This is a genomic window from Burkholderiales bacterium, assembly GCA_023511995.1.
In the GTDB taxonomy this organism is placed as follows: domain Bacteria; phylum Pseudomonadota; class Gammaproteobacteria; order Burkholderiales; family Thiobacteraceae; genus Thiobacter.
Genome location: JAIMAL010000002.1, coordinates 70,235 through 90,314, shown reverse-complemented (window position 1 = coordinate 90,314; position 20,080 = coordinate 70,235). Strand labels below are relative to the sequence as shown.

21 protein-coding genes are annotated in these 20,080 nt (G+C 65.8%); 8 read left to right on the top strand and 13 right to left on the bottom strand.

Annotated elements, in window-relative coordinates; genetic code table 11:
* Positions 1 to 28 precede the first annotated feature (28 nt).
* The 13 genes from K6T56_01945 to K6T56_01885 form a co-directional block, all read right to left on the bottom strand.
* A complete protein-coding gene (locus tag K6T56_01945; protein ID MCL6555104.1) occupies positions 29 to 934 on the bottom strand; it encodes a hypothetical protein in 906 nt (301 codons plus the stop codon).
* Entirely contained in the window at positions 906 to 1,343 is a 438-nt protein-coding gene (locus K6T56_01940) for a hypothetical protein (protein MCL6555103.1), read from the bottom strand. The genes K6T56_01945 and K6T56_01940 overlap by 29 nt, the downstream gene beginning before the upstream one ends.
* The gene (locus K6T56_01935) at positions 1,340 to 1,936 is read right to left on the bottom strand and encodes a hypothetical protein (GenBank protein ID MCL6555102.1); all 597 of its coding nucleotides are present in this window, start codon (positions 1,934 to 1,936) and stop codon (positions 1,340 to 1,342) included. Before K6T56_01935 ends, K6T56_01940 begins: the two co-directional genes overlap by 4 nt.
* Positions 1,933 to 3,438 (bottom strand): hypothetical protein, encoded by a 1,506-nt coding sequence (locus K6T56_01930; GenBank protein MCL6555101.1) that lies wholly within the window; start codon positions 3,436 to 3,438, stop codon positions 1,933 to 1,935. Before K6T56_01930 ends, K6T56_01935 begins: the two co-directional genes overlap by 4 nt.
* A complete protein-coding gene (locus K6T56_01925; protein MCL6555100.1) occupies positions 3,435 to 4,637 on the bottom strand; it encodes a type II secretion system F family protein in 1,203 nt (400 codons plus the stop codon). The genes K6T56_01930 and K6T56_01925 overlap by 4 nt, the downstream gene beginning before the upstream one ends.
* A gap of 24 nt (positions 4,638 to 4,661) precedes the next feature.
* Complete coding sequence (locus tag K6T56_01920; GenBank protein MCL6555099.1) at positions 4,662 to 6,368, bottom strand: GspE/PulE family protein; 1,707 nt, start codon at positions 6,366 to 6,368, stop codon at positions 4,662 to 4,664.
* Between the two features lie 4 nt (positions 6,369 to 6,372).
* On the bottom strand, positions 6,373 to 7,461 hold the full coding sequence (locus tag K6T56_01915; GenBank protein ID MCL6555098.1) for a tetratricopeptide repeat protein: 1,089 nt from the start codon (positions 7,459 to 7,461) through the stop codon (positions 6,373 to 6,375).
* Entirely contained in the window at positions 7,458 to 9,212 is a 1,755-nt protein-coding gene (locus tag K6T56_01910; GenBank protein ID MCL6555097.1) for a type II and III secretion system protein, read from the bottom strand. The genes K6T56_01915 and K6T56_01910 overlap by 4 nt, the downstream gene beginning before the upstream one ends.
* A 33-nt stretch (positions 9,213 to 9,245) precedes the next feature.
* Positions 9,246 to 10,571 carry an AAA family ATPase gene (locus K6T56_01905; GenBank protein ID MCL6555096.1) on the bottom strand — a complete coding sequence of 442 codons (1,326 nt, stop codon included), beginning with the start codon at positions 10,569 to 10,571 and terminating at the stop codon, positions 9,246 to 9,248.
* A gap of 18 nt (positions 10,572 to 10,589) precedes the next feature.
* On the bottom strand, positions 10,590 to 12,035 hold the full coding sequence (locus tag K6T56_01900) for a sigma-54 dependent transcriptional regulator (protein MCL6555095.1): 1,446 nt from the start codon (positions 12,033 to 12,035) through the stop codon (positions 10,590 to 10,592).
* A 102-nt stretch (positions 12,036 to 12,137) separates the two neighbouring features.
* Complete coding sequence (locus tag K6T56_01895; GenBank protein ID MCL6555094.1) at positions 12,138 to 12,854, bottom strand: ABC transporter ATP-binding protein; 717 nt, start codon at positions 12,852 to 12,854, stop codon at positions 12,138 to 12,140.
* Entirely contained in the window at positions 12,851 to 13,735 is an 885-nt protein-coding gene (locus K6T56_01890) for an NAD-dependent epimerase/dehydratase family protein (protein MCL6555093.1), read from the bottom strand. Before K6T56_01890 ends, K6T56_01895 begins: the two co-directional genes overlap by 4 nt.
* Complete coding sequence (locus K6T56_01885) at positions 13,713 to 14,786, bottom strand: LLM class flavin-dependent oxidoreductase (protein ID MCL6555092.1); 1,074 nt, start codon at positions 14,784 to 14,786, stop codon at positions 13,713 to 13,715. The genes K6T56_01890 and K6T56_01885 overlap by 23 nt, the downstream gene beginning before the upstream one ends.
* Positions 14,787 to 14,812: 26 nt before the next feature.
* Here K6T56_01885 and K6T56_01880 point away from each other — a divergent pair, with 26 nt between their 5' ends.
* The 8 genes from K6T56_01880 to K6T56_01845 all read left to right on the top strand — a co-directional run bounded on the left by K6T56_01880 (position 14,813) and on the right by K6T56_01845 (position 20,076).
* A complete protein-coding gene (locus K6T56_01880; GenBank protein ID MCL6555091.1) occupies positions 14,813 to 15,304 on the top strand; it encodes a hypothetical protein in 492 nt (163 codons plus the stop codon).
* A gap of 110 nt (positions 15,305 to 15,414) precedes the next feature.
* A complete protein-coding gene (locus tag K6T56_01875; protein MCL6555090.1) occupies positions 15,415 to 16,227 on the top strand; it encodes an ABC transporter ATP-binding protein in 813 nt (270 codons plus the stop codon).
* On the top strand, positions 16,220 to 17,014 hold the full coding sequence (mlaE, locus tag K6T56_01870; protein ID MCL6555089.1) for a lipid asymmetry maintenance ABC transporter permease subunit MlaE: 795 nt from the start codon (positions 16,220 to 16,222) through the stop codon (positions 17,012 to 17,014). Before K6T56_01875 ends, mlaE begins: the two co-directional genes overlap by 8 nt.
* 5 nt (positions 17,015 to 17,019) lie before the next feature.
* Positions 17,020 to 17,493, top strand: a complete 474-nt coding sequence (gene mlaD, locus K6T56_01865) for an outer membrane lipid asymmetry maintenance protein MlaD (protein MCL6555088.1) — start codon at positions 17,020 to 17,022, stop codon at positions 17,491 to 17,493.
* 21 nt (positions 17,494 to 17,514) lie between these two features.
* Positions 17,515 to 18,129, top strand: a complete 615-nt coding sequence (locus K6T56_01860) for an ABC transporter substrate-binding protein (GenBank protein ID MCL6555087.1) — start codon at positions 17,515 to 17,517, stop codon at positions 18,127 to 18,129.
* A complete protein-coding gene (locus K6T56_01855) occupies positions 18,129 to 18,419 on the top strand; it encodes an STAS domain-containing protein (protein ID MCL6555086.1) in 291 nt (96 codons plus the stop codon). The genes K6T56_01860 and K6T56_01855 overlap by 1 nt, the downstream gene beginning before the upstream one ends.
* Positions 18,302 to 19,327 carry an ABC transporter ATP-binding protein gene (locus tag K6T56_01850; protein MCL6555085.1) on the top strand — a complete coding sequence of 342 codons (1,026 nt, stop codon included), beginning with the start codon at positions 18,302 to 18,304 and terminating at the stop codon, positions 19,325 to 19,327. The genes K6T56_01855 and K6T56_01850 overlap by 118 nt, the downstream gene beginning before the upstream one ends.
* Positions 19,324 to 20,076 (top strand): ABC transporter permease, encoded by a 753-nt coding sequence (locus tag K6T56_01845; protein MCL6555084.1) that lies wholly within the window; start codon positions 19,324 to 19,326, stop codon positions 20,074 to 20,076. Before K6T56_01850 ends, K6T56_01845 begins: the two co-directional genes overlap by 4 nt.
* Positions 20,077 to 20,080 lie beyond the last annotated feature (4 nt).

Sequence of the window (20,080 nt, the reverse complement as noted above, 5' to 3'; positions counted from 1 at the left end):
CATCGGCACCGGCCCGGAAAGCTGCGCCTCAGCAGGTGTTGGCGGAACGTTGGATGCCCTCCGGGCGGATGGAGTAGACGGTGTCGCAGTTTTGAAACTTGAGCCGGATCACCGAGGGCGTCACCACGGTGTAAGCCGTATCCACCGCAGCGTCCCAGTTGTTGGCCGTCCACACCGATGGTTTCGCGAGCTGGGAGAGAGGCGGGTCACCCGGAGGGGGCACTGGGTAAGGCGCGGCGTTTGAGAGTGCCAGCTCCCGGGCCATGCGCTGGGTGACCCCGGTGAAAAGCTCCCGTGGCGTGATGGCAAGCACCCGGTCGTTGTAGGTGTCGGAAAGGGGCGCGGTGGTGACGCTGCTGTTGCCGTCGAAGCCCTCCAGATAATTGCCATAAAAGCCATTGGTGAGCCCCGGGGGGTTGGCCGAGCGGGTCTGGCCCAAGCGGCTCAAGGGCGGGCCGGGCGAAAAGAGAATGGCGACCACCGGCTGCCCGTTGAGCCGAAGCGTGGGTTGCACGGTGGAGTTCATGGGCGCATTGCCGCTCAGGAATGACGGGTCCACCAAAAGCCACAGCTTCTCCCCCTGGCCATCCCGCCGCTCATCCAGGGTGAGGGTGCGCCAGGGCAGCCACCCCACGGGAGGGCTGGCGCAGACCGCGCCTTGGGCATCGCCGTCATTGTCCTGATCGGGGCAGGGCAGCCGCCCCGGGTTGGTGACATTGCCACCAGGGTCCAATGCGGCATAACCCAGGAGGGCCTGCTTGGCTTCCGCCAGGGCCGCTGCCGTTTTGCGGCCTGCTGCCAATTCCGTCTCCGCGCTTTTCAGGCGGCTGACAAAGACAAGCCCCCCACTCACCAGGATGAGGAGCAGGATGAGAAAAAGCGCCGCGCCCCGCTGGCCGCGGGCATCAATCGGCTTCCGCTTCGCTGGTTTCATGGCTTTGGCCCACGGGTCTGGTTGCTTGCGGGGACGGGGGCGCGGGGGTTGCCGCCGGTCGCCGCAACCGCTCCCCCACGCGGCCGCTGATGGGGTCGAGGGTCTGTCCCACCTTTAGCCTCACCTGGCCGGGGCCAGCAGGCAGGGGAATGAGGGCCGCTCCTGGCCCCACGGCGCGGGCGTCGGGTTTTGGCCGGCCGTTCACCCAAACCGTCTGTCTGCCGTCGCTACCGACAACAATGCCGTTCAGGGTGACGCCCTCCCCTTCTGCGTCCGCGGCCGTGGCCTGCTGCTGCGCCAGTTCCAAAAGCGCCCGCTGCTCGGGCGTGAAAAAGATGCGCCCCAGTTCGTCGGCGGAGGCCGGTTGCAACACGCCGGCGAAAAGCCAAAGGAGGTGCCTTGCCTTCATGGCGCCGGCTCCTTCGCGGGCACGAGGGTGATCCACGCCAGCTCACAGTCCGCCTCCAGCTTAGGCTCGAAGCGCACGGTGAAGGGCTCGGCAAGCCGCTTAATGTCGCAGGAGCGGGGCACAAACAGCCCCGCCCGGGCCTCTTCCAGCGCCTGCAGGAAGGCGAGCAGATCGCCTTCGTGCAGAAGCTTGAGGCGCAGCGTCATCACCGATTCCCGTACCTGCACCTCGCGCGGGGCAGCGGGGAGAAGAGCAGGCTGCTGGGCGGCCAGGCGGTAGTCGATGGCAAAACCACGCAGGGACTGGCCGGCCGCCCGCAGGGCATCGATCCAGTCCACCCGTCGCTCCGCGCCAATGATGCCGGCCCCAAGCAGCGCGCGATAGGCCGGGGCATAGTGTTCGATGAGACGCCTTTCCTCGTCCACCTGGTTCAGGCGCCGCTGGGCCTCGGCGCGTTTCGCCCGGGCTTCCTCTCGGCTTTGTTGCGCCTTGATGAGCCCCTCCTGGGCGTGGAACACCGCCGCGGTGGCGAAGGCGGCGGCCGCGATGAGCGCGGTGAGGGGCGCGGCCCAGGCCCGCAGGGTGTTCGTCATGGGCTTCCCTCCAGCGTGAGGAGGAGGCGGAAGCGGGCGCTTTGCGCCTCCCGCGATTCCGCGGTGTTGCCGGAAAGGGGCGCGGTCGGGTCCAGGTTGACGGGAAGCGCAACGACCTTCACCGCTTTCACCGCCGGCCGGTTGCGGAAATCTTCCGTCAAACGCTGGATGAGCGCCAGCGCGGCGCGGAAGTCACCATCGAAGGGACGAATCTCCGCGGTAAGCTCCACCTCCTCCTCGTTGGCATTGCCTCCCTGCCCCCGTTTCCAGGTCAGGCGGGAGAGTTCCACCTGGGGATAGGCGGGCAGCACGCTGCCCACCAGACGCAAGGCGGTGGCGGGTGTGCGGGCCTGCGCCCGCAGCAGGGCGAAAGCCTCCACCGTGGCGCGCATCTCCTCCGCCGAGGCGGGTGCCGCCGGGAAGCTGCGGGTGGCTGCGGCATAACGGGCGGCAAGCGCCGCGGTCTGCTTGCGCAAGGCGGCCGCATCCTTCAGCACCCCCTGCCGCTCGACGAGCAGCCAGCCTGCCGCAGCCCCACCGGCGAGGGCAATGCCCGCGGCGGTGGCATAGAGGACCTGGCGCAGCCTTTGCTCGAGAAAACGTCGCCGCTGCGCCGGCGGGGCGAGGTTGCACTCCGGGGCCGCGCGGGGCAAAAGGCTCAGCATGATGGCGTCCATGTCTTGGGGGAGCTCGCCCACCGGCACCGCCAGCGCCCTCGCCAAAGTCTCCGCGGCCACCACCTGACAACGGAAATTGGGTTCTTCGCTCACCTGCCGGCAGGCGGGCGCCAGGCGGCCATCGGGATCCAGCACCCAGGCGGTGAGCAGGGCATCGCGGGAGAGCACGCGGCTGTTGTAGAAAAAAAGCCGGCTTTTTTCCATTTCCTCCGGCAGCAGGGTGAGGAGGGCCTCGGCGGGGGTCTCCTCCATGGGTGTCAAGCGGCTCAAGGTCAACTGGCCATCGAGGAAGAGGCTTTGGCGCAGACCGCCCCCCTGCAACGACACGAGGAGGAGGGCGCCGCGGCTGCCCAGCTTCTGCACCAGGGGCTGGCTCACCGCAGGCAGGAGATGGATGCCCGAAAGCGGCGCGCCCTGGGCATGGATGGCCTCGAGCCAGGGCTGCAGCAGATCGGTGTTGGTGAGCGCCAGGAAGAGATAACGGTCATCGCGCCGGCGGCCCGCTCCCCGCCCCTGCAGACAGGCTGCACGGTAGGGCGTGGTGCGGAAATATTGGGCAAGCTTGCGCTCCACCATGGCCCGCCGCGCCCTTCCCCACACATGGGGCAGCGCTTCCTGGCGGAAGTCCTCCTCCACCACGTCCAGCATGACCGCAACCGGCCGCTTGGGGTGGGCGGCAAGGAGTTCCAGGAAGGCCGCGCGTGCCGCGGCATCGTTGGCAAGACGGGTGAACCCCTGCAGCCGGCCATGGACGAACACCCCCCAGCTCACCCGGGGCGCCGAAAGATTGAGGACGATCCTGGCCGGCATCGGTACTGCACTCACAGGGGCATGCTGCCCAGAATATCGTAGATGGGCGTGAGGACGGCAAAGAGGATGGCAGCAAGCACCAGGCCCAGGAATATCGTCAATGCCGGCTCGAGGAGCTTCAAGGCCCGCTCCACCGATTCGCGCACGTCCCGGTTGTAGAAATAGGTGACGTTCATCAGCGCCTCATCCAGGGAGCCGGTGGTCTCCCCGATGCGAATCATACGCAGCACCAGGGAGGGAAAAAGGCCGGTGTTGCGGAAACTTTCGGTGAGACTCTCGCCGGCGCTGATCTGCTGAGCGGCACGGCGCAGGCCATCCGCCACGTGGCGGTTGGCAACGATCCCTTCGCAGCTTGCCAGGGCGTCGAGCACGGTGATGCCGGAGCGGTAGAGCAGGCCGAAAAAATTGGCGAAACGGGCGAGGATGATTTTCTGCAACACCGGCCCGGTGACGGGCAGATGCAGTTTCACGTAGTCCCACATCAGCCGTGCCCCCGGGAAGCGCCTCACGGCGAGGAGAAAAATCACGGCGGCAACGGGGGGGAGAACGAAGAAGACCGGCCACCAGCGGCCGATGACATCGGACACGGCGATGAGGGCGCGGGTCTGCCAGGGCAGCTCCTGACGCAGGGTGCGCAGCAGGTTGCTGAGCTCGGGAACCAGATAGAGCACGAGAAACAGCACCACCAGACCGACGACGATGAGCACCGCCGTGGGATAGATGAGGAGTCGGCGGGTCTGGGCGATGAGCTCGTCCTGCCACTTCAGGGTGGCGGCGAGGCTGGCAAGAATCTCCGGCAGGTTGCCGGTCTGCTCCCCGGCGCGGATGAGGCTCACGAAGAGGGAATCGAACACGCGCGGGTGCTGGGCCATGGCCTCCGACAGCATGCGGCCGGCGGCCACGTCCTCGGCCAGCGCGGTGACGATGTCGCGGAAACGGGGATTGTCCAGGGTGCTGGCGAGATCGGTGAGGCCATCGAGAAGGGGAATGCCGCTGGCCTGGATCTGCTCCAGGTGGAAGCAGAAATTGATCAGGTCCTGGCGGGAGACCGGCCGCGACAGCCAAGGCCCGCTCACGGTTTCCACGCGGCTGACGATGAGGTCGAGGCCCATGCGCTTGAGCCGCTGTTCCAGATCGGCCTCGTTGGTGGCATCCATGCGACCGCGGATGCGGTGGCCATCGCGGTCCATGGCGTAGTAGTGGAAGGCAGGCATGTTGGGACCCGGCGGATTCTGGCTTCACCGCAGACGGCCGGTGAGGTCCACCACCCGCCCCACTTCGGCGAGACTGGTCTTGCCTTCGAGGACGCGGCGCACGCCGTCCTCGGCCATGGTGCGGAAACCCTTGGCAAGCGCCGTCTTGCGCAGCACGTGCAGGGGGGCGCGGCTTGCCACCAGTTCGTCCAGTTCACTGTCCATGGGCAGTAGCTCCATCAGGGCCAGGCGCCCACGATAACCCTTGTGGCGGCACTGGGGACAGCCCACGGGGCCGTAGATCACCGTGTCCTGGGGAACATCGCCCAGGATCGCGCGTTCCTCCCCATCCGGATTGTAGGGCACTTTGCAATGGGGGCAGAGCACGCGCACCAGACGCTGGGCGATGACGCCGATGATGTTGCCGGCCATGATCTCCGGCGAAATGCCGATGTCCAGCAACCGGGGAAAGGTGCCCAGGGCCGAGTTGGTGTGCAGGGTGGTGAACACCTGATGCCCCGTCATGGCGGCGCGGAAGGCCATCTCTGCGGTTTCCCGGTCGCGCACCTCCCCCACCAGGATGACGTCCGGGTCCTGACGCATGATGGAGCGGATGCCGTTGACGAAGTCCATCTTCACCGTCTCGTTCACCGAGGTCTGGCGCATGAGGGTGACCGGATATTCCACCGGGTCCTCCAGGGTCATGATGTTGATGGTCTCGTCGTTGATGTGGGTGAGCAGGGAGTAGAGCGTAGTGGTCTTGCCGGAGCCGGTGGGACCGGTGACGATGAGGATGCCCTCCGGCCGCGCCAGCATGCGCTTGAGGGCGGCCAGGGTGTCGGCGGGCAGATCCATGTGCTCCAGGGGAATGATGGAGCGTTCCCGGTCGAGGATGCGCAGGACGATGTTCTCGCCCCAGATGGTGGGCTGGGTGGAGACCCGGAAATCAATGGGCCGGCCGTTGAGGTTGAGGCTGAAGCGTCCATCCTGCGCGGCGCGGGTCTCGGCGATGTTGATGCCACTCATCACCTTGAGTCGCACGGCGATGGAGGGCCAGTAAGTCTTGTGCAGGCTGCGGATCTGTTCCAGCACACCATCCAGACGATAGCGGATGCGCAGGAAGGCGAATTCGGGCTCGAAGTGGATGTCGGAGGCGCCGCGCTTGACCGCATCCGCGAGCAACGCGCCCACCAGACGCACCACCGGCTGGGTGTATTCCATCTCCCCGTTGGCGGTGACAAGACTCGCGTAGTCCACCTCGCCGGTTTCGATCTCGCGCAGGATGCCGTCCACCGACAGCTCGTAGCCATAGAAGAGATCGATGTATTCGGAAAGCTGGGCAAGTCCCGCCAGCAGGGGTTTGATCTCCACCTGCGGGCCCACCAGGGCGCGCAACTGGTCCAGGGCCATGACGTTGAAGATGTCGGCGACCGCCACCACCAGGCGCCGCTTTTCCGCATCGAAGGCGAGAGGCAGGAGATTGTGCCGGCGGGCGAATTCCTGCGGCACCAGTTTCAGGGCCTCGGCATCCGCCACCACGGTGGAAAGATCCACGCTTTCCTGGCCGATGGTGTGGGCGACGATGTCGCGGATCACCGCCTCGGTGACGAAACCCAGTGCGGTGAGCTGGCGTCCCAGGGGAAGCTGGCTGCGCTCCTGTTCCTTGAGGGCGATGCGCAACTGATCCTGGGTGATCAGCCCCTGTTGCACCAAGAGATCGCCGAGGCGGAGTTTCCTGCGTTGTTCGGACACGGCTTTAAGGGCTGGCGAGTCGCTCCAGGCGGCTTCTCGCCTGGGCGGGATCGAAATGGGCGCCGCCGTGTTTTTCCGCGAGCGTCAGGGCGCGGCGGTAATAATCGGCGGCGGCTTTGGCCTCGCCCAGATGTTCCAGGCTGACGGCGAGGTTGAAGGCGTAATCGGCCACTTCGCTGTCCAGGCGCTGGGCCTCGAAATAGGCCTGTTGCGCCTCACGCCAGCGCCCCTGGCCGGCGAGCAGATTGCCCAGGGCAAAATGGAGATAGGCGGCCGGCTGCTCGGCGATCAGGGCGCGCAGGCGGGCTTCCGCCGCCAAAGGCTCGCTGCGGCCGAGAAGGGCAATGAGCGCCGCCTGGGCGTAGGCGTTGCGGCTGTCCTTCTCCAGCACCCGCGCGTAGAGACGGGCTGCGTCCTCGTGGCGGTGGGCGGTGTCGGCCAGCACCGCCAGTCCCAGCCAGACATCCGGATTGTCTGGTTCGGTGAGGGCGAGTTTCTCGTAGGCGGCCTGGGCTTCGGCGTGGCGCCCCGCCTTGAGCAGGGCATAGGCCTCATTCACGGCGGAGGGGGTGGTGGCGTTGCGCACGGGTTTGAGCCAGGCCGCCTCGGCGCTTTGGGTCTTCGCCGGCTGCCCCGCCACGGGACGCACCGCGGGGCCGGGCTGGCTGGGCGCCTGGGGCAAGACCTGGGGCGGGGCGGGTGGATGCGGACGAGGGGAGGCCGCTGCAACCGCCAGCGGTGCGATGGGTCCGGCGGGGGAGGTGACGGGCACCGCCGGGGAGGTGACAGGCGCGGCGCTGGAAGCCGTGGGCGGCGGGACAGGGGCCGCCGGGGGCTTCGGCAGGAAAAGCCAGGGCATATAGATGGCCACGTAGAAATAGCCCCCCATGCCCAGCACAACAGTGACGAGCAGCGCAAGGAGGATCATCAGCCGCCGGTTCTCAGGGTGATCCTCGCGGCTGCGCATCAGTTCCGCCGCCGCCTGGGCGGGACGCGCCGGGGCGTCTTCCCTGGGGGCAAGTTGCCAGTCGGCCGTTTTTTCTGCGGCGGGTTTGCGCTCCACACTCTGCAGGGCCTTGATGAGCAGGCTCATGGCTTGGGCGATTCTTCGGCCTTGGGCAGGTAGCGGCGGTAGAAGGAAAGCTCGCTGCTGGTGAGGCTGGGATGGTCGATCACCGTCGGCCGCAGGAAGATCACCAGCTCGGTCTGTTTGACCTTGCGATCCCGTTTGCCGACGAGGAAGTTGGTGAGGGGATTTTCCGTGAGCCCGGGCAGACCGTCGCGGTTTTTCGCGCTGTCATCCTGCATGAGTCCGCCCAGCACCACGGTTTCCCCACTCGCCACCTGCAGCACGGATTCCATCTCCCGCACCTGGATCACCGGCACTTCGTTTTTCACGTTGACCTTGGCCAGCTCCGGATTGGGGTCCAGCGCCACATCTGCCTTGCGCGTGATGGTGGGGCGCACCACCAGCGTCACCCGCCCATTGGCGTTGATTTGCGGCGTCACCGCCATGATGACCCCCACCGGGACGGTATGGGCGGTGGTGGTGAAGGTGGGCTGGACGATCACCCCACCCGTGGTCTGCGCCCCCTGTTGCACATCGACCGAGAAATACACCAGGTTGTCCACCACCTTGAGCATGGAGGTCTGGTTGTTGAGCACCATGAGTTTGGGGCTGGATAACACCCGCGCCTCACCGAAGGATTCCAACAACTTCACCGCCGCGGTGAAGTCGCGGTTGGTGTTGCGGTAGGTGAGGGTGAAAAAGGGCGAGGCGACAGCGAGATTGGGCGTGGTGCTGAAAAAGAAGCCGGCCCCCGCGCCGCTGGTGAGCGCCCGCTGCCAATCGATGCCGGCGCTGAATTCGTCCTTCAGGGTCACCTCGACGATGGTGGCTTCGATGAGCACCTGCCGGTTGGCCGCCGCCTGCACGCCTTGCAGATACTGCTGCACCAGCTTGTGCTGCGCTTCCGTGGCCATCACCAGCACGGTACCCCCCACGGGGTTGACGATGACGTCGTCCTTGCGCTCCTCGAGTGGCGCCTGCGCGCCCTGGCCGAATACCTCCTTGAACAGCGTGGGGGCCGCCTGACCGGCCCGCGCCACCGCCGCGGCCTGCTGGAGACGCTCCTCCCGCGCCGCCCGCAATGCCTCCACCCGCGCATTGCGTTCCTCCGCGGTGAGGACGGCGGCGCGGGTGGTGCGCAGGATGTCGCGGATGTTGGCGGCAAGCACCTCCCAGAACTCATTGTTGGAAGTGGTGGTGACGGTGGTGCTGGAAGCATTGCTCCCCGCCGCGGCTCCGGCACCGGCACCGGTGCCGCCGCCGGTCGTGGCCACCTGTGCGGAGACGCCGATGCTGGAGGTGGTCTTGCGGCTCAGATTCACGTAATCGACGCGATAGGCCTTGAGGTAGGGGGCGTCGGGCTCGACGATCAGGGTTTTGCCTTCGAGGCGGTAACGGATGTTCGCCTGATTGGCGATGCGGTCGAGGATGGCCGGCAGCGTTTCGTTGATGGCGTTGAGGGTGACAACACCCTGGATGTTGGGATGGACGTCGATGTTGAGCTGGGTATCCCGGGCCAGGGCGAAGAGGAGTTCCTTCACCGGCACCTCGGTGACCACCACGCTGTAAGTGGGTGCCTTGGCTGCGGCCTTGGGCGGTGGCAACTGCGGCGGCGCGGTGACCGGCGCGGGAATGTCGCTCGCGGCCGGGGTGGCCGGAGTGCTGATGTGCCCCGGTGAGAGGGGGATGCGGGGGGAATCGGCACAGCCGGCCAGGCCCAGCAGGGCCAAAGTGAGCCAGAGGGGGGGAATCGCAGCGATGATTGGGCGCCACACGATGGTTTTCCTCTCCGCCCCGGCGGGCTGCCTTCAACGTTGGCTAAGCTCCAATCGCACACCGCGCACGCTGCGCAGATAAGGGCGCTGGGCGCGAAGGGAGGCGGGCAGGTTCTGCATGGCCTCCTGCGCGGCGGCCCGACTGGCAAAACTGCCGTAGAGGACACTGACGGCGGGTTTGCCACCCGCTCGTGTACGGTACACAAAAACCCTCTCTATTTCAACGAGTTTGCCAAGTTCCTGGAGATAGCGCTCGAGCTTTTCCGGCTGGGTGGCATGGATGAGCTGGATATGGATGCTGAAGGTGTCTTCGGGGGCGCTGGCAAGCCACGCCTCGGTGGCGGCGAAGCGCTGCTCGGCAAGGCCCGCGGGTTTGGCCGCCGGGGCCGGCGGCGGTGCAGGGCTTGGCGCGGGCACGGCCAGGGGGGCGGCGGGTGCCGGGCGGGCCGGCGCGGGCGGCCACAGCCGGGCGAGGGCGAAACCGACAAGCCCCCCGCAAAGGAGGAGAAGCAAGCCCCGCCACGGCCGCGCCGGTTGCGGCCGGCTGAAATCGATGAACTCCGAATCCCTGGCGGCGGCGAGCACGTGGCGCGCCGTCACCTCATGGGTGCGCTCGGTGTAGGCGAGCAGCAGGGCCTTGTCGGCGATGATGTTGATGCGTCGGGTGAGCCCCAGCGAGGCGCGCGCGATTTCCCGCACAGCGCCGGCGCTGAATACATCCGGTCCCTTGTAGCCCGCCTGCCGCATGCGGAAATTGAGGTAGGCGCGGGTGTCCACGGCATTCAGGGGATCGAGGTGGAAGCTGTGCACGATGCGCTCCCGCAGTTGGCGGATAGCCGGGTCGGTGAGCAGCTCATCGAGCTCCGGCTGGCCGAAGAGGACGATCTGGAGAAGCTTGTGGTGGCGTGTCTCCAGATTGGACAGGAGCCGAATCTCCTCCAGGGTGGGCAGCGGCATGGCCTGCGCCTCCTCGACGAAGAGAACGACCTGCCGGCCTTCGCCGTGGCGTTTCAGGAGATGCTCGTGGAGGGCTTGCATGACCTGCAGGCGGGGCGCCTCCGCCGCCACCGGAAGCTGCAGATCGAGGGCGATGGCATGCAGGATCTCCTCCGGCCCCATGCTGGGGTTGGCGAGATAGACGGTATCCACGGTGGCGGGGAGGCTTGCCTCCAGCATGCGGCAAAGCATGGTCTTGCCGCTGCCCACCTCGCCGATCACCTTGACGATGCCTTCGCCATGGGTGACAGCGTAGATCAGGGCATCGAGGATGGCGCCGCGGTTGCCCCCCGGGAAAAAGAAATCCGGATTGGGCGTGATGCGGAAGGGGGGTTCTCTGAGACCGAAAAACTCGAGATACACGCGAAGGCTGCCTTCCCCCTATTCGCGGGCCGCGTTTTCGTAGGACTGCATGCGGCTGTAGAGCGTGGTGCGGTTCACCCCCAGCAGTTTCGCGGCCTGGCTCAGATTGCCGTGGGTGATCTTGAGCGCCGCTTCCACGTAGGCCTTTTCCCACTGCTTGAGGGTCTGGTCCAGGTTGAAGTGGGTGGTGCTTGACAGGTGCTTGCGCGCCATTTCCTCCACGGCCTCGCCGCGGGTGAGGGCGGCCAGGGGATCGGGCACGTGGATTTCGCTGTCCAGCTCGTCCTCGAGGGCTTCGGCGCTGACCCGTTGGCCCCCATACTTGGTTGTGAGCCGGATGACGATGTTGCGCAGCTCGCGCACGTTGCCCGGGAAGGGGTAGCTCATCCAGCGCGCCGTGGCCTGCTTGTCCAGTTCGAAGGGTTCCACCTTGGCCTGACGGGCGTAGAAATTGCGGAAATGGTCGAGCAGCGCCAGCTTGTCCTCGCCCAGCTCCCGCAGGGGAGGCACATCGATGGTGAACACCGACAGGCGATGGTAGAGATCGGCGCGGAAACGTCCGGCGCGGATTTCCGCTCGCAGGTCGCGATTGGTGGCGGCGACGATGCGCGCATTGGAATGCCGGGTCTGGGTTTCGCCCACCCTCTGGAATTCGCCATTTTCCAAAACGCGCAGCAGTTTCGCCTGCAACTCGAAGGGCAGCTCGCCGATCTCGTCCAGAAACAGCGTGCCGTCGCTGGCATCCTCGAAATAGCCAGAGCGCGCGGTCTGGGCGCCGGTGAATGCGCCCTTGCTGTAACCGAAGAGGGTGGGCTCCACCAGGGTGGGCGAGATGGCCGCGCAGTTCAGGGCGAGGAAGGGCTTCCTGCGGCGACTGCTCAGCCGGTGCAGGCAGGCGGCGACCAGTTCCTTGCCGCTGCCGGATTCGCCTTCGATGAGCACGGGGAAGGGGGAATCCGCGAACTGGGCGATCTGCTGCCGCAGCTTGGCCACCGGGGGACTTTCGCCGACGATGCCGCAGGTGGCATCGCTTTCCGCCGCCGCTTCCGCCGCCACCTCGGCACGCCGCGCCTCGAGGGCCCGTTCCAGGTGCCGGGTGAGGACGTCGGGGTCGCAGGGTTTGGCGATGAAATCGATGGCGCCCAGGGTGCGCGCATGGCGGGCGTTGGCCTCGTCGTTCTGCCCCGACAGGACCAGGATTTTGATGTCCGGCGAATAGGCGAGCAGCTCGGAAATGAGGTGAAAGCCTTCGTCCGGCAGATGGGGAAGCGGCGGCAGACCCAGGTCCACCAGCGCGAGTTCAGGCGGGGATTCCAGCTCCTGCAACAGGACCTGGGCGCGCGCCCGCGAATCGGCGGTATAGACGCGGAACTTGCGCGCGAGCACGAAGCTCAGGGTTTCACTGATCAGAGGATCGTCATCGACGATCAGCAGAGCAGGTTTTTCGTCTTGCGGCGTGGTCATGGCACTCCTACGAAAACTGCCTCTGCGCCCAATTGGGAATTCTGCTTTTTTGCCCATTTTGCCAGAAGGGCGCCGGCAAAACCAAGCCGGCCGGCTGCGCCTTCAGCCGATTGCGGCAAGATAGGCTTCCTCCAGCGTCGGGCTTGCAAACTGCTCGCGGCAGGCGGCGGGGGTGCCGGCAAAGCGCAGACGGCCATCATGGAGGATGGCCATGGCGGCGCACAATTCCTCCACGTCGGCGAGGCTATGGGTGCTCATGAACACCGTTCTGCCCGCCGCGGTGAGGGCTGCAAGCTCCCGTTTGAGGAGCGCTCGCGCCTTCGGGTCCAGCCCGCTCATGGGTTCGTCGAGGACAAACAGACGCGCCCGGCTGGCAAGACAGGCGGCAAGCCCCAGTTTGCGCGTCATGCCTTTGGAGTAGGTGCGGGCCAGCCGGTCAAGCGCGGCGGGGTCGAAGTCGAGGGCGCTAAAGTAGGCGCGGATCTCCTCTTCCGAATAAGGCTCCCCGCGCAGGGTCTGCAGGTAGCGCAGGAACTCGCGTCCGGTGAGATGGTGGAAAGGCAAGAAATTTTCCGGCAGATAGGCGAGCGGCCGGCGGGCGGCGACCGAGCGGTGTGTCACGCCCAGCAGGCGGATGGTGCCACCATCCAAGTGCACGAAATCCAGCATGCATTTGATGAGGGTGGTCTTGCCCGCACCGTTGGCCCCCACCAGGCCGAAGGCGACCCCCTGCGGCACGGTGAGGGAAATGCCGCAAAGGGCGGCCACCGGGCCGTAGGACTTGCGCACTTCGGTGAGCTCGATGGCGGCATCGGTCATGGGGGGATCATAGCACCGAGGATCGCCGTCACGTCGTGCCGGGGCTGCCAGCCAAGCTCGGTGTGGGCGCGGCTGCAGTCGAGGGTGAGGGAATGGCGCAGCCCCGCCAGCCACCCGGGCTCGCCACCGAAACCGGTGAGGCGCCAGGCGGTGGACAACAGACCCCGGGCGAGGAAAAAGGGCAGCGGCAGGCGACGCCCGGGCAGCGCATCGAGGGTGAAGCTGCCGGGCGCAGCGAGGTTGAAGGGACCAGCCACTGGCCGCTCAAGGGCGGCGAGGATGGCGTCTGCCACGTCCTCTTCGTGCACGCATTGCAGGCGCGGCGCTGGGCCGGACACCTTCACACCAAGGGGCAGCCTGAGCAGCGTTGCCAGCAGGGGCTGGCAATGGGGGCCGAGAATGGCGTGGGGGCGCAGGCGCACCACCTGCGGCAGCGTGGCGGCGAGCCAGGCCTCCACTTCCGCCTTGTGGTGGGCATAGAGAAAACCCGGCAGGGGAGCGAGCGGCGCGGCTTCGGTGAGATTCTCGCCCCCGCCATAGACGGCGGCGCTGGACAGGTGCACGAGCCGTTGTACTCCCCGTTCGGCGGCCAGGGTGAACACCCGCCGGGTGCCTTCCACGTTCACCGCGCGCATGCTTGGCGCATCGAGCCGCCCGCGCAGCACGACGAAGGCCAGATGCACCAGCGCATCGCAGCCCGCGATGAGCCCCTCGAAGCCTGCCTCCCGGATATCCAGGCGGTGGGCAATGAGCTTGGCATGGCGAAAGGGCGTCGGGCGCACATCGCAGCCCACCACCGCCTCCACCCAGGGCGCTGCACAGAGGCGCGGCAGCAGGACCCGGGCGAGATGCGAGGCGCTACCGGTGAGCAGAACCCGCATGATCAGGCCCATCCCCCACGGCGAAATGGGGCATCACCTCCTCGGCGAGCACGTGCAGGCATTCCCGCACCAGGTCGGTGGGCAAGGCACCCGCCCCCACCGCACACAGCAGATGGGTGACGCCCGCCTCGCGGTATTTGCCGAGCGCCTCCACGCATTCCTCGGGGGAGCCGACGACAGCCATGCCGAAGGTGGTGAGGAAACGCAGATTGACGCCCAGCCGCAGGAGGTGACGGAAGCGGCCAAGGCTTGCGAAATGTTCATAGCCCGGGTAGAGGCGCTCAAGCACCGGGGCGGTGACGCGGAAGAGCTCACGGTAGAACCACTCGAAGGCGGGCGCGGCGAGCCTGCGCGCCCGACGCCCATCGCGCAGACAGAAAATGCCCAGGGCAAGACCGATGGAAGGCGGCGTGGAAGGGGGCCAGGCTGCGCGATAGGCGGCGAGGTCGGCGCGGGTCATGAACCACGGTTTGAAGGGCCCGGCAAGCACGGGCAGCTTCTGGTCGGCCGCCCAGGCGAAACCCTCGGGGCTCACCGCCGCCGCCCACAGGGGCGGTGCCGCCTGCACCGGCTTGGGCAGGATGTTGACCGTCTCGCCGCTTACGAGCCGCACCGGCTCGCGGCGGAAACTCGCGCGCAGCAGTGCCAAGGCCTCCGTCATGATGGCGCGGCTGTTTTTCTGATCGGCGCCGAATACCGCGTACTCCAGGGGCGAAAAACCGCGCCCAATACCCACCTCGAGGCGGCCGCCGGAGAGCACATCGAGGGTCGCCACCCGTTCCGCCACGCGCACCGGGTGATGGAGGGGAAGCGGGATCACCGCCAGACCCAGACGCAGCCGGCGGGTGCGGGTGCTCGCCGCGGCCAGCAGAAGATCGGGCGCAGCGCAATGGGAATAGTCGCCGCTGAAGTGATGCTCCGGCAGCCAGGCGCAGCGGAAGCCCAGCGTGTCCGCGAGTTCCAGCTCGCAAAGCCAGTCCGCCACCGCCTGGGTTTCGCTGCGGCCAAGCTGCGGTGGCATGGCCAGCTCATGAAAGAGATCGAAGTGCATGCCCGTGTGGGGGATAATCCTACCCTATGACACATGCGGCGACACATTTCTGCGCCCTCGGTGCGATCGGCTGGGATCATCCCCAGTGGGTGGGTCCCTTCTACCCGGAAGACCTGCCGGAGGAATGGCGGCTTGCCTACTACAACACCCAGTTCGATTGCGTCTTTCTGCCCTATCCCCTGTGGGCCCACGCCCCGCTGCCGACGGTGGCGTCGTGGGCCGAAGAGACCCTGGAGCGTTTCCGTTTCCTCCTCGAGCATCCGCCGCGCGCGCCCGATCAGGGGGACTACGAGCGCATCGCCGCTTTGGGCGAGCGGGCCGTGCTCCTCACCGCCGAAACACGGGATTTTCTCCTCTGGTTTGATGCCGGCACCGACCTGAAAGACCTCGCCGCACGCCTTCAGGCCAAGGCGAAGGAGGCTTTCGCCGGCAACCACAGGCTTTACCTGCTCTCCCTCGATGCCGATCTTGCGAGCCTAGTGCAGGTGCGCACCCTGCTGGAGGTGCTGGGGTATTGACGTGTGCTGGCGTCACACCCGGGGGATGACGGTGTCCTGTCACCAGTGCTGTTTCTGTCTGGCCGAAGACCGACGTTTCGGGTAGAATGCCGCGATTTTGGCGCACATTCATGGCTTCCGAGAACCTGATCGAAATCCGGGACGTGAATTTCACCTACGACGTGCGGCCGGTGCTCAAGGGCATCAACATGGACATCCCGCGCGGCAAGGTGGTGGCCATCATGGGCCTGTCCGGCTGCGGCAAGACGACGCTTTTGCGCCTGATCGGGGCGCAGATTCTGCCCACCAGCGGCCAGGTGGTGGTGGACGGTCAGGTGACCAGTGCGTTGGATCGCGAGGGGGTGTTCGCCCTGCGTCGTCGCATGGGCATGTTGTTCCAGTTCGGGGCGCTGTTCACGGACATGACCGTGTTCGACAACGTGGCTTTTCCGCTGCGGGAGCACACCCGGCTGCCGGAGTCCCTCATCCGCGACCTGGTGATGATGAAGCTGCATGCGGTGGGCCTGCACGCGGTGTGGAACATGCGTCCGGCGGAGCTCTCCGGGGGCATGGCGCGGCGGGTGGCGCTGGCACGGTGCCTTGCCCTCGATCCCATGCTCATCATGTACGACGAACCCTTCACCGGCCTGGACCCGATTTCCATGAGTGTCATCGGCAATCTGGTGCGCCGCCTCAACGACGCGCTGGGGGCCACCTCCATCATCGTCACCCATGACGTTCAGGAGTCGCTGCGGATCGTGGACTACATCTATTTCATGGCGGATGGCGTGGTGATCGCGCAGGGCACGCCGGAGGAAATCCGCCATTCCGACACGCCCTTCGTCCACCAGTTCGTGCATGGTGAGATCGATGGGCCGATGGCCTTCCATTACCCCGCCGCCCCCTATGGCGCCGATCTTGAAGTGGAGGTCGCCCATGCCTGAGCGCCTGGTCAGCACCGTGCGGGGGATTGGCCACCGGGTGGTGGATGCCGTCTGGCGTCTGGGCTATGCGGCGCGTTTCTTCGTCGCCACGCTTTTCCACTCGGGGGCAAGCTTCCGCCGTTTCCATCTCACGATCAAGGAAATCTACTTCAGTGGCGTGCTGTCCCTGATCATCATTCTGGTGTCGGGGCTGTTCGTGGGCATGGTGCTGGGCCTGCAGGGTTATGAAACCCTGCAGAAATACGGCTCCGAGTCGGCGCTGGGCACGCTGGTGGCCCTGTCGCTGGTGCGGGAGCTGGGGCCGGTGCTGGCGGCGCTGCTCTTCGCCAGCCGCGCGGGGTCCGCCATCACTGCGGAAATCGGTTTGATGAAGGCCACCGAGCAGCTTTCAGCCATGGAGATGATGGCGGTCGATCCCATTGCCCGGGTGGTGGCGCCGCGCTTCTGGGGCGGAGTCATCTCCATGCCCCTGCTTGCCGCCCTGTTCTCCGCCATCGGTGTCTTCGGCGGCTACCTGGTGGGGGTGGTGTTGATCGGCGTGGACGAAGGGCAGTTCTGGTCCCAGATGCAGGCGGCGGTGGATTTCCGCCAGGACATCGTCAATGGCGTGATCAAGAGCGTGGTGTTCGGCGTCGCCGTCACCGCCATCGCCCTCTTCGAGGGTTACGATGCGCCACCCACGGCGGAAGGTGTCTCCCACGCCACCACGCGCACCGTGGTGACGTCTTCGCTGGCCGTGCTCGGGTTGGATTTCGTCTTGACCGCATTCATGTTTCGGGGGGTATAGGGAGAATGGAACGCACGACGCTGGATTTGTGGGTGGGCGCCTTCGTGGTGGCTGGTATCGCCGCCCTGCTGGTGCTCGCCTTCAAGGTGGGCAATCTGGGCACCTTCAACCACAATGAAACCTACACCCTGTGGGCGGAGTTCGAAAACATCGGTGGCCTCAAGGTGCGCGCGCCGGTGAAGAGCGCGGGCGTGGTGGTGGGGCGGGTGAGCGACATCCAGTTCGACAATCAGACTTTCCGCGCCAAGGTGACGTTCCACGTGGACAAGCGTTACCAGTTTCCCAAGGACACCTTCGCCAAAATCCTCACCTCGGGGCTTCTGGGGGAGCAGTACATCGGCCTCGACCCCGGCGGGGATCCGGACAACTTGGCGGATGGTGACAAGATCGCCCGCACCCAGTCCGCAGTGGTGCTGGAAAACCTGATCGGCCAGTTCCTCTACTCCAAGGCGGCCGAGGGAAACGGCGAGAAAAAATGATCCGGCAATGAGGACCAGACCATGAAAAAACTGCTGCTTTTCCTTTTCCTGATCGCTCCCCTGACCACTTACGCCAACGCGATGCCGCCGGACGAGCTTGTCAAGTCGGTGGCAAGCGAGGTCATCGCCATTCTCAAGACGGACAAGGACATCCAGAAGGGGGATGCGAAGAAAATCTACGCCCTGGTGGATGCCAAGGTGCTACCCCATTTCGATTTCACGCGCATGACGCGGCTTGCGGTCGGGCGCTACTGGAAGGACGCGACGCCCGAGCAGCAGCAGCGCCTCACCCGGGAATTCCGCGATCTGCTGGTGCGTACCTATGCCATGTCGCTTGCCAACTACAAAAACCAGACCATCGAGTACAAACCCCTGCGCATCGGGCCCAATGACACCGATGTCACGGTGAAGACGGTGGTCATCGAGCCGGGCCGGCAGCCGATCCCCATCGACTATCAGATGGTGAGGACACCCGATGGCTGGAAGGTGTACGACATCACGGTGGAGGGGGTGAGCCTGGTGGTGAATTACCGTTCCAGCTTTGCCCAGGAAATCCAGCAGGGTGGCGTGGAGAGGCTGATACAGACCCTGGCGGCGAAGAACGCCCAGGTGGGTCAGCCCACCCAGAAGAACTGATGGGCGCCGTGCGTCGGGAAGGGTCGTGCCTGAAGCTGGACGGCCCGGTGCAGATGTCCAACGTGCCGGCGCTCCTGGCGGAGGCGGCGCCTCTTTTTGGCCAGGACATCCACTGCATTGACCTCGCCGGGGTGACGGAGGTGGATTCCTCCGCCGTGAGCCTGCTGCTGGAATGGCAGCGCCAGGCCGCCCGTCGGGGCATGCGCCTGCGCTTTGCCCATCTGCCCGCAAGCCTGAAAAGCCTGGCCGCCCTCTACGGTGTCACCGACCTGCTGCCCGAAGCGGAGTAGAAGCCGCCGTGCAGCCCGCCCTCGAGGTCTGCGGCGTCCACAAGCGCTTCGGGGCACTCGAAGCCCTGCGCGGGGTGGACCTCAAGGTGGAGCAGGGCGAGTTCTTCGCGCTGCTGGGCCCCAATGGGGCAGGCAAATCCACGCTCATCAACATTATCGCGGGGCTTGCCCGCGCCACCGCCGGCACCGCCCGCGTCATGGGCCACGACGTGGTGGCGGACTACCGCGCAGCACGCCGTGCCCTCGGTGTGGTGCCCCAGGAACTGGTCTTCGACCCCTTCTTCACGGTACGGGAAACGCTCACCATCCAGTCCGGCTATTTCGGCCTGCGGCGGAATGACGCGTGGATCGACCAACTGCTTGCCGGCCTCGGCCTTGCCGACAAGGCCGACACCAACATGCGGCGTCTTTCGGGGGGCATGAAACGGCGCGTGCTGGTTGCCCAGGCCCTGGTGCACAAACCCCCGGTGATCATTCTCGATGAGCCGACCGCGGGCGTGGACGTGGAGTTGCGGCAAAGCCTGTGGCAATTCATCCAGCAGCTCAACCAGGAGGGGCATACCATCCTCCTCACCACCCATTACCTGGAGGAGGCGGAGGCACTGTGCAACCGCATCGCCATGCTCAAGCAGGGGCGCATCATCGCCCTCGATACCAAGGAAAATCTTCTCGCCCGCTTCACCGAAAAATACGCCACCTTCACCCTGCGCGCAGGTCGTCTGCCTGACACCCTGGCAGGCAGCGTGGTGAGGCAGGGCGACCGCTACACAGTGCGGCTCAACGACATGGCGGAGCTGGAGCAGCTCCTTTGCACCCTGCGCACCGAGGGCGCCACCATTGCGGAACTGGATCTGGTCAAGCCGGATCTGGAGGAAGTCTTTTTGCACCTCATGCAAAGCGAAGCATGACCTCCTTCCTCACCCTTTTCTACAAGGAACTGCTGCGTTTCTGGAAGGTCTTTCTGCAGACCATCCTCGCCCCCATCATCACGGCCCTGCTCTATCTCCTCATCTTCTCCCACGTGCTCTCCCGACACGAGGTCTATCCCGGCGTGCCCTATACCGCTTTTCTCATTCCGGGGCTTGCCATGATGTCGGTGCTGCAGAATGCCTTTGCCAACAGTTCCTCGAGCCTCATCCAGTCCAAGATCACCGGCAACATCGTTTTCGTTTTGCTGCCGCCCATCTCCTATTTGGAATTCTTCCTCGCCTATGTGCTGGCCTCCATGGTGCGCGGCGTGGTGGTGGGCCTGGGTGTGCTGGGCGTGGCCACCTGGTTTACGCCGGTGCCCCTTCTGCATCCCGGCTGGGCGTTGGTGTTCGCCCTGCTGGGCAGCGCCCTGATGGGGGCACTGGGCGTAGTGGCGGGGATCTGGGCGGAGAAATTCGACCAGATGGCCGGCTTCCAGAACTTCATCATCATGCCTCTCACCTTCCTTGCCGGGGTCTTCTATTCCATCCACTCCCTGCCTCCCTTCTGGCAGGCGCTGTCCCATTTCAACCCCTTCTTTTACATGGTCGATGGTTTTCGTTTCGGCTTCTTCGGCGTATCCGACGTGCCGCCGCTGACCAGCTTGTTCATTGTCGCGGCCGCCTGTTTGGTCTTATCATTGATCACCCTGCAATTGCTGAGATCGGGTTACAAGCTTCGCTACTGACCCC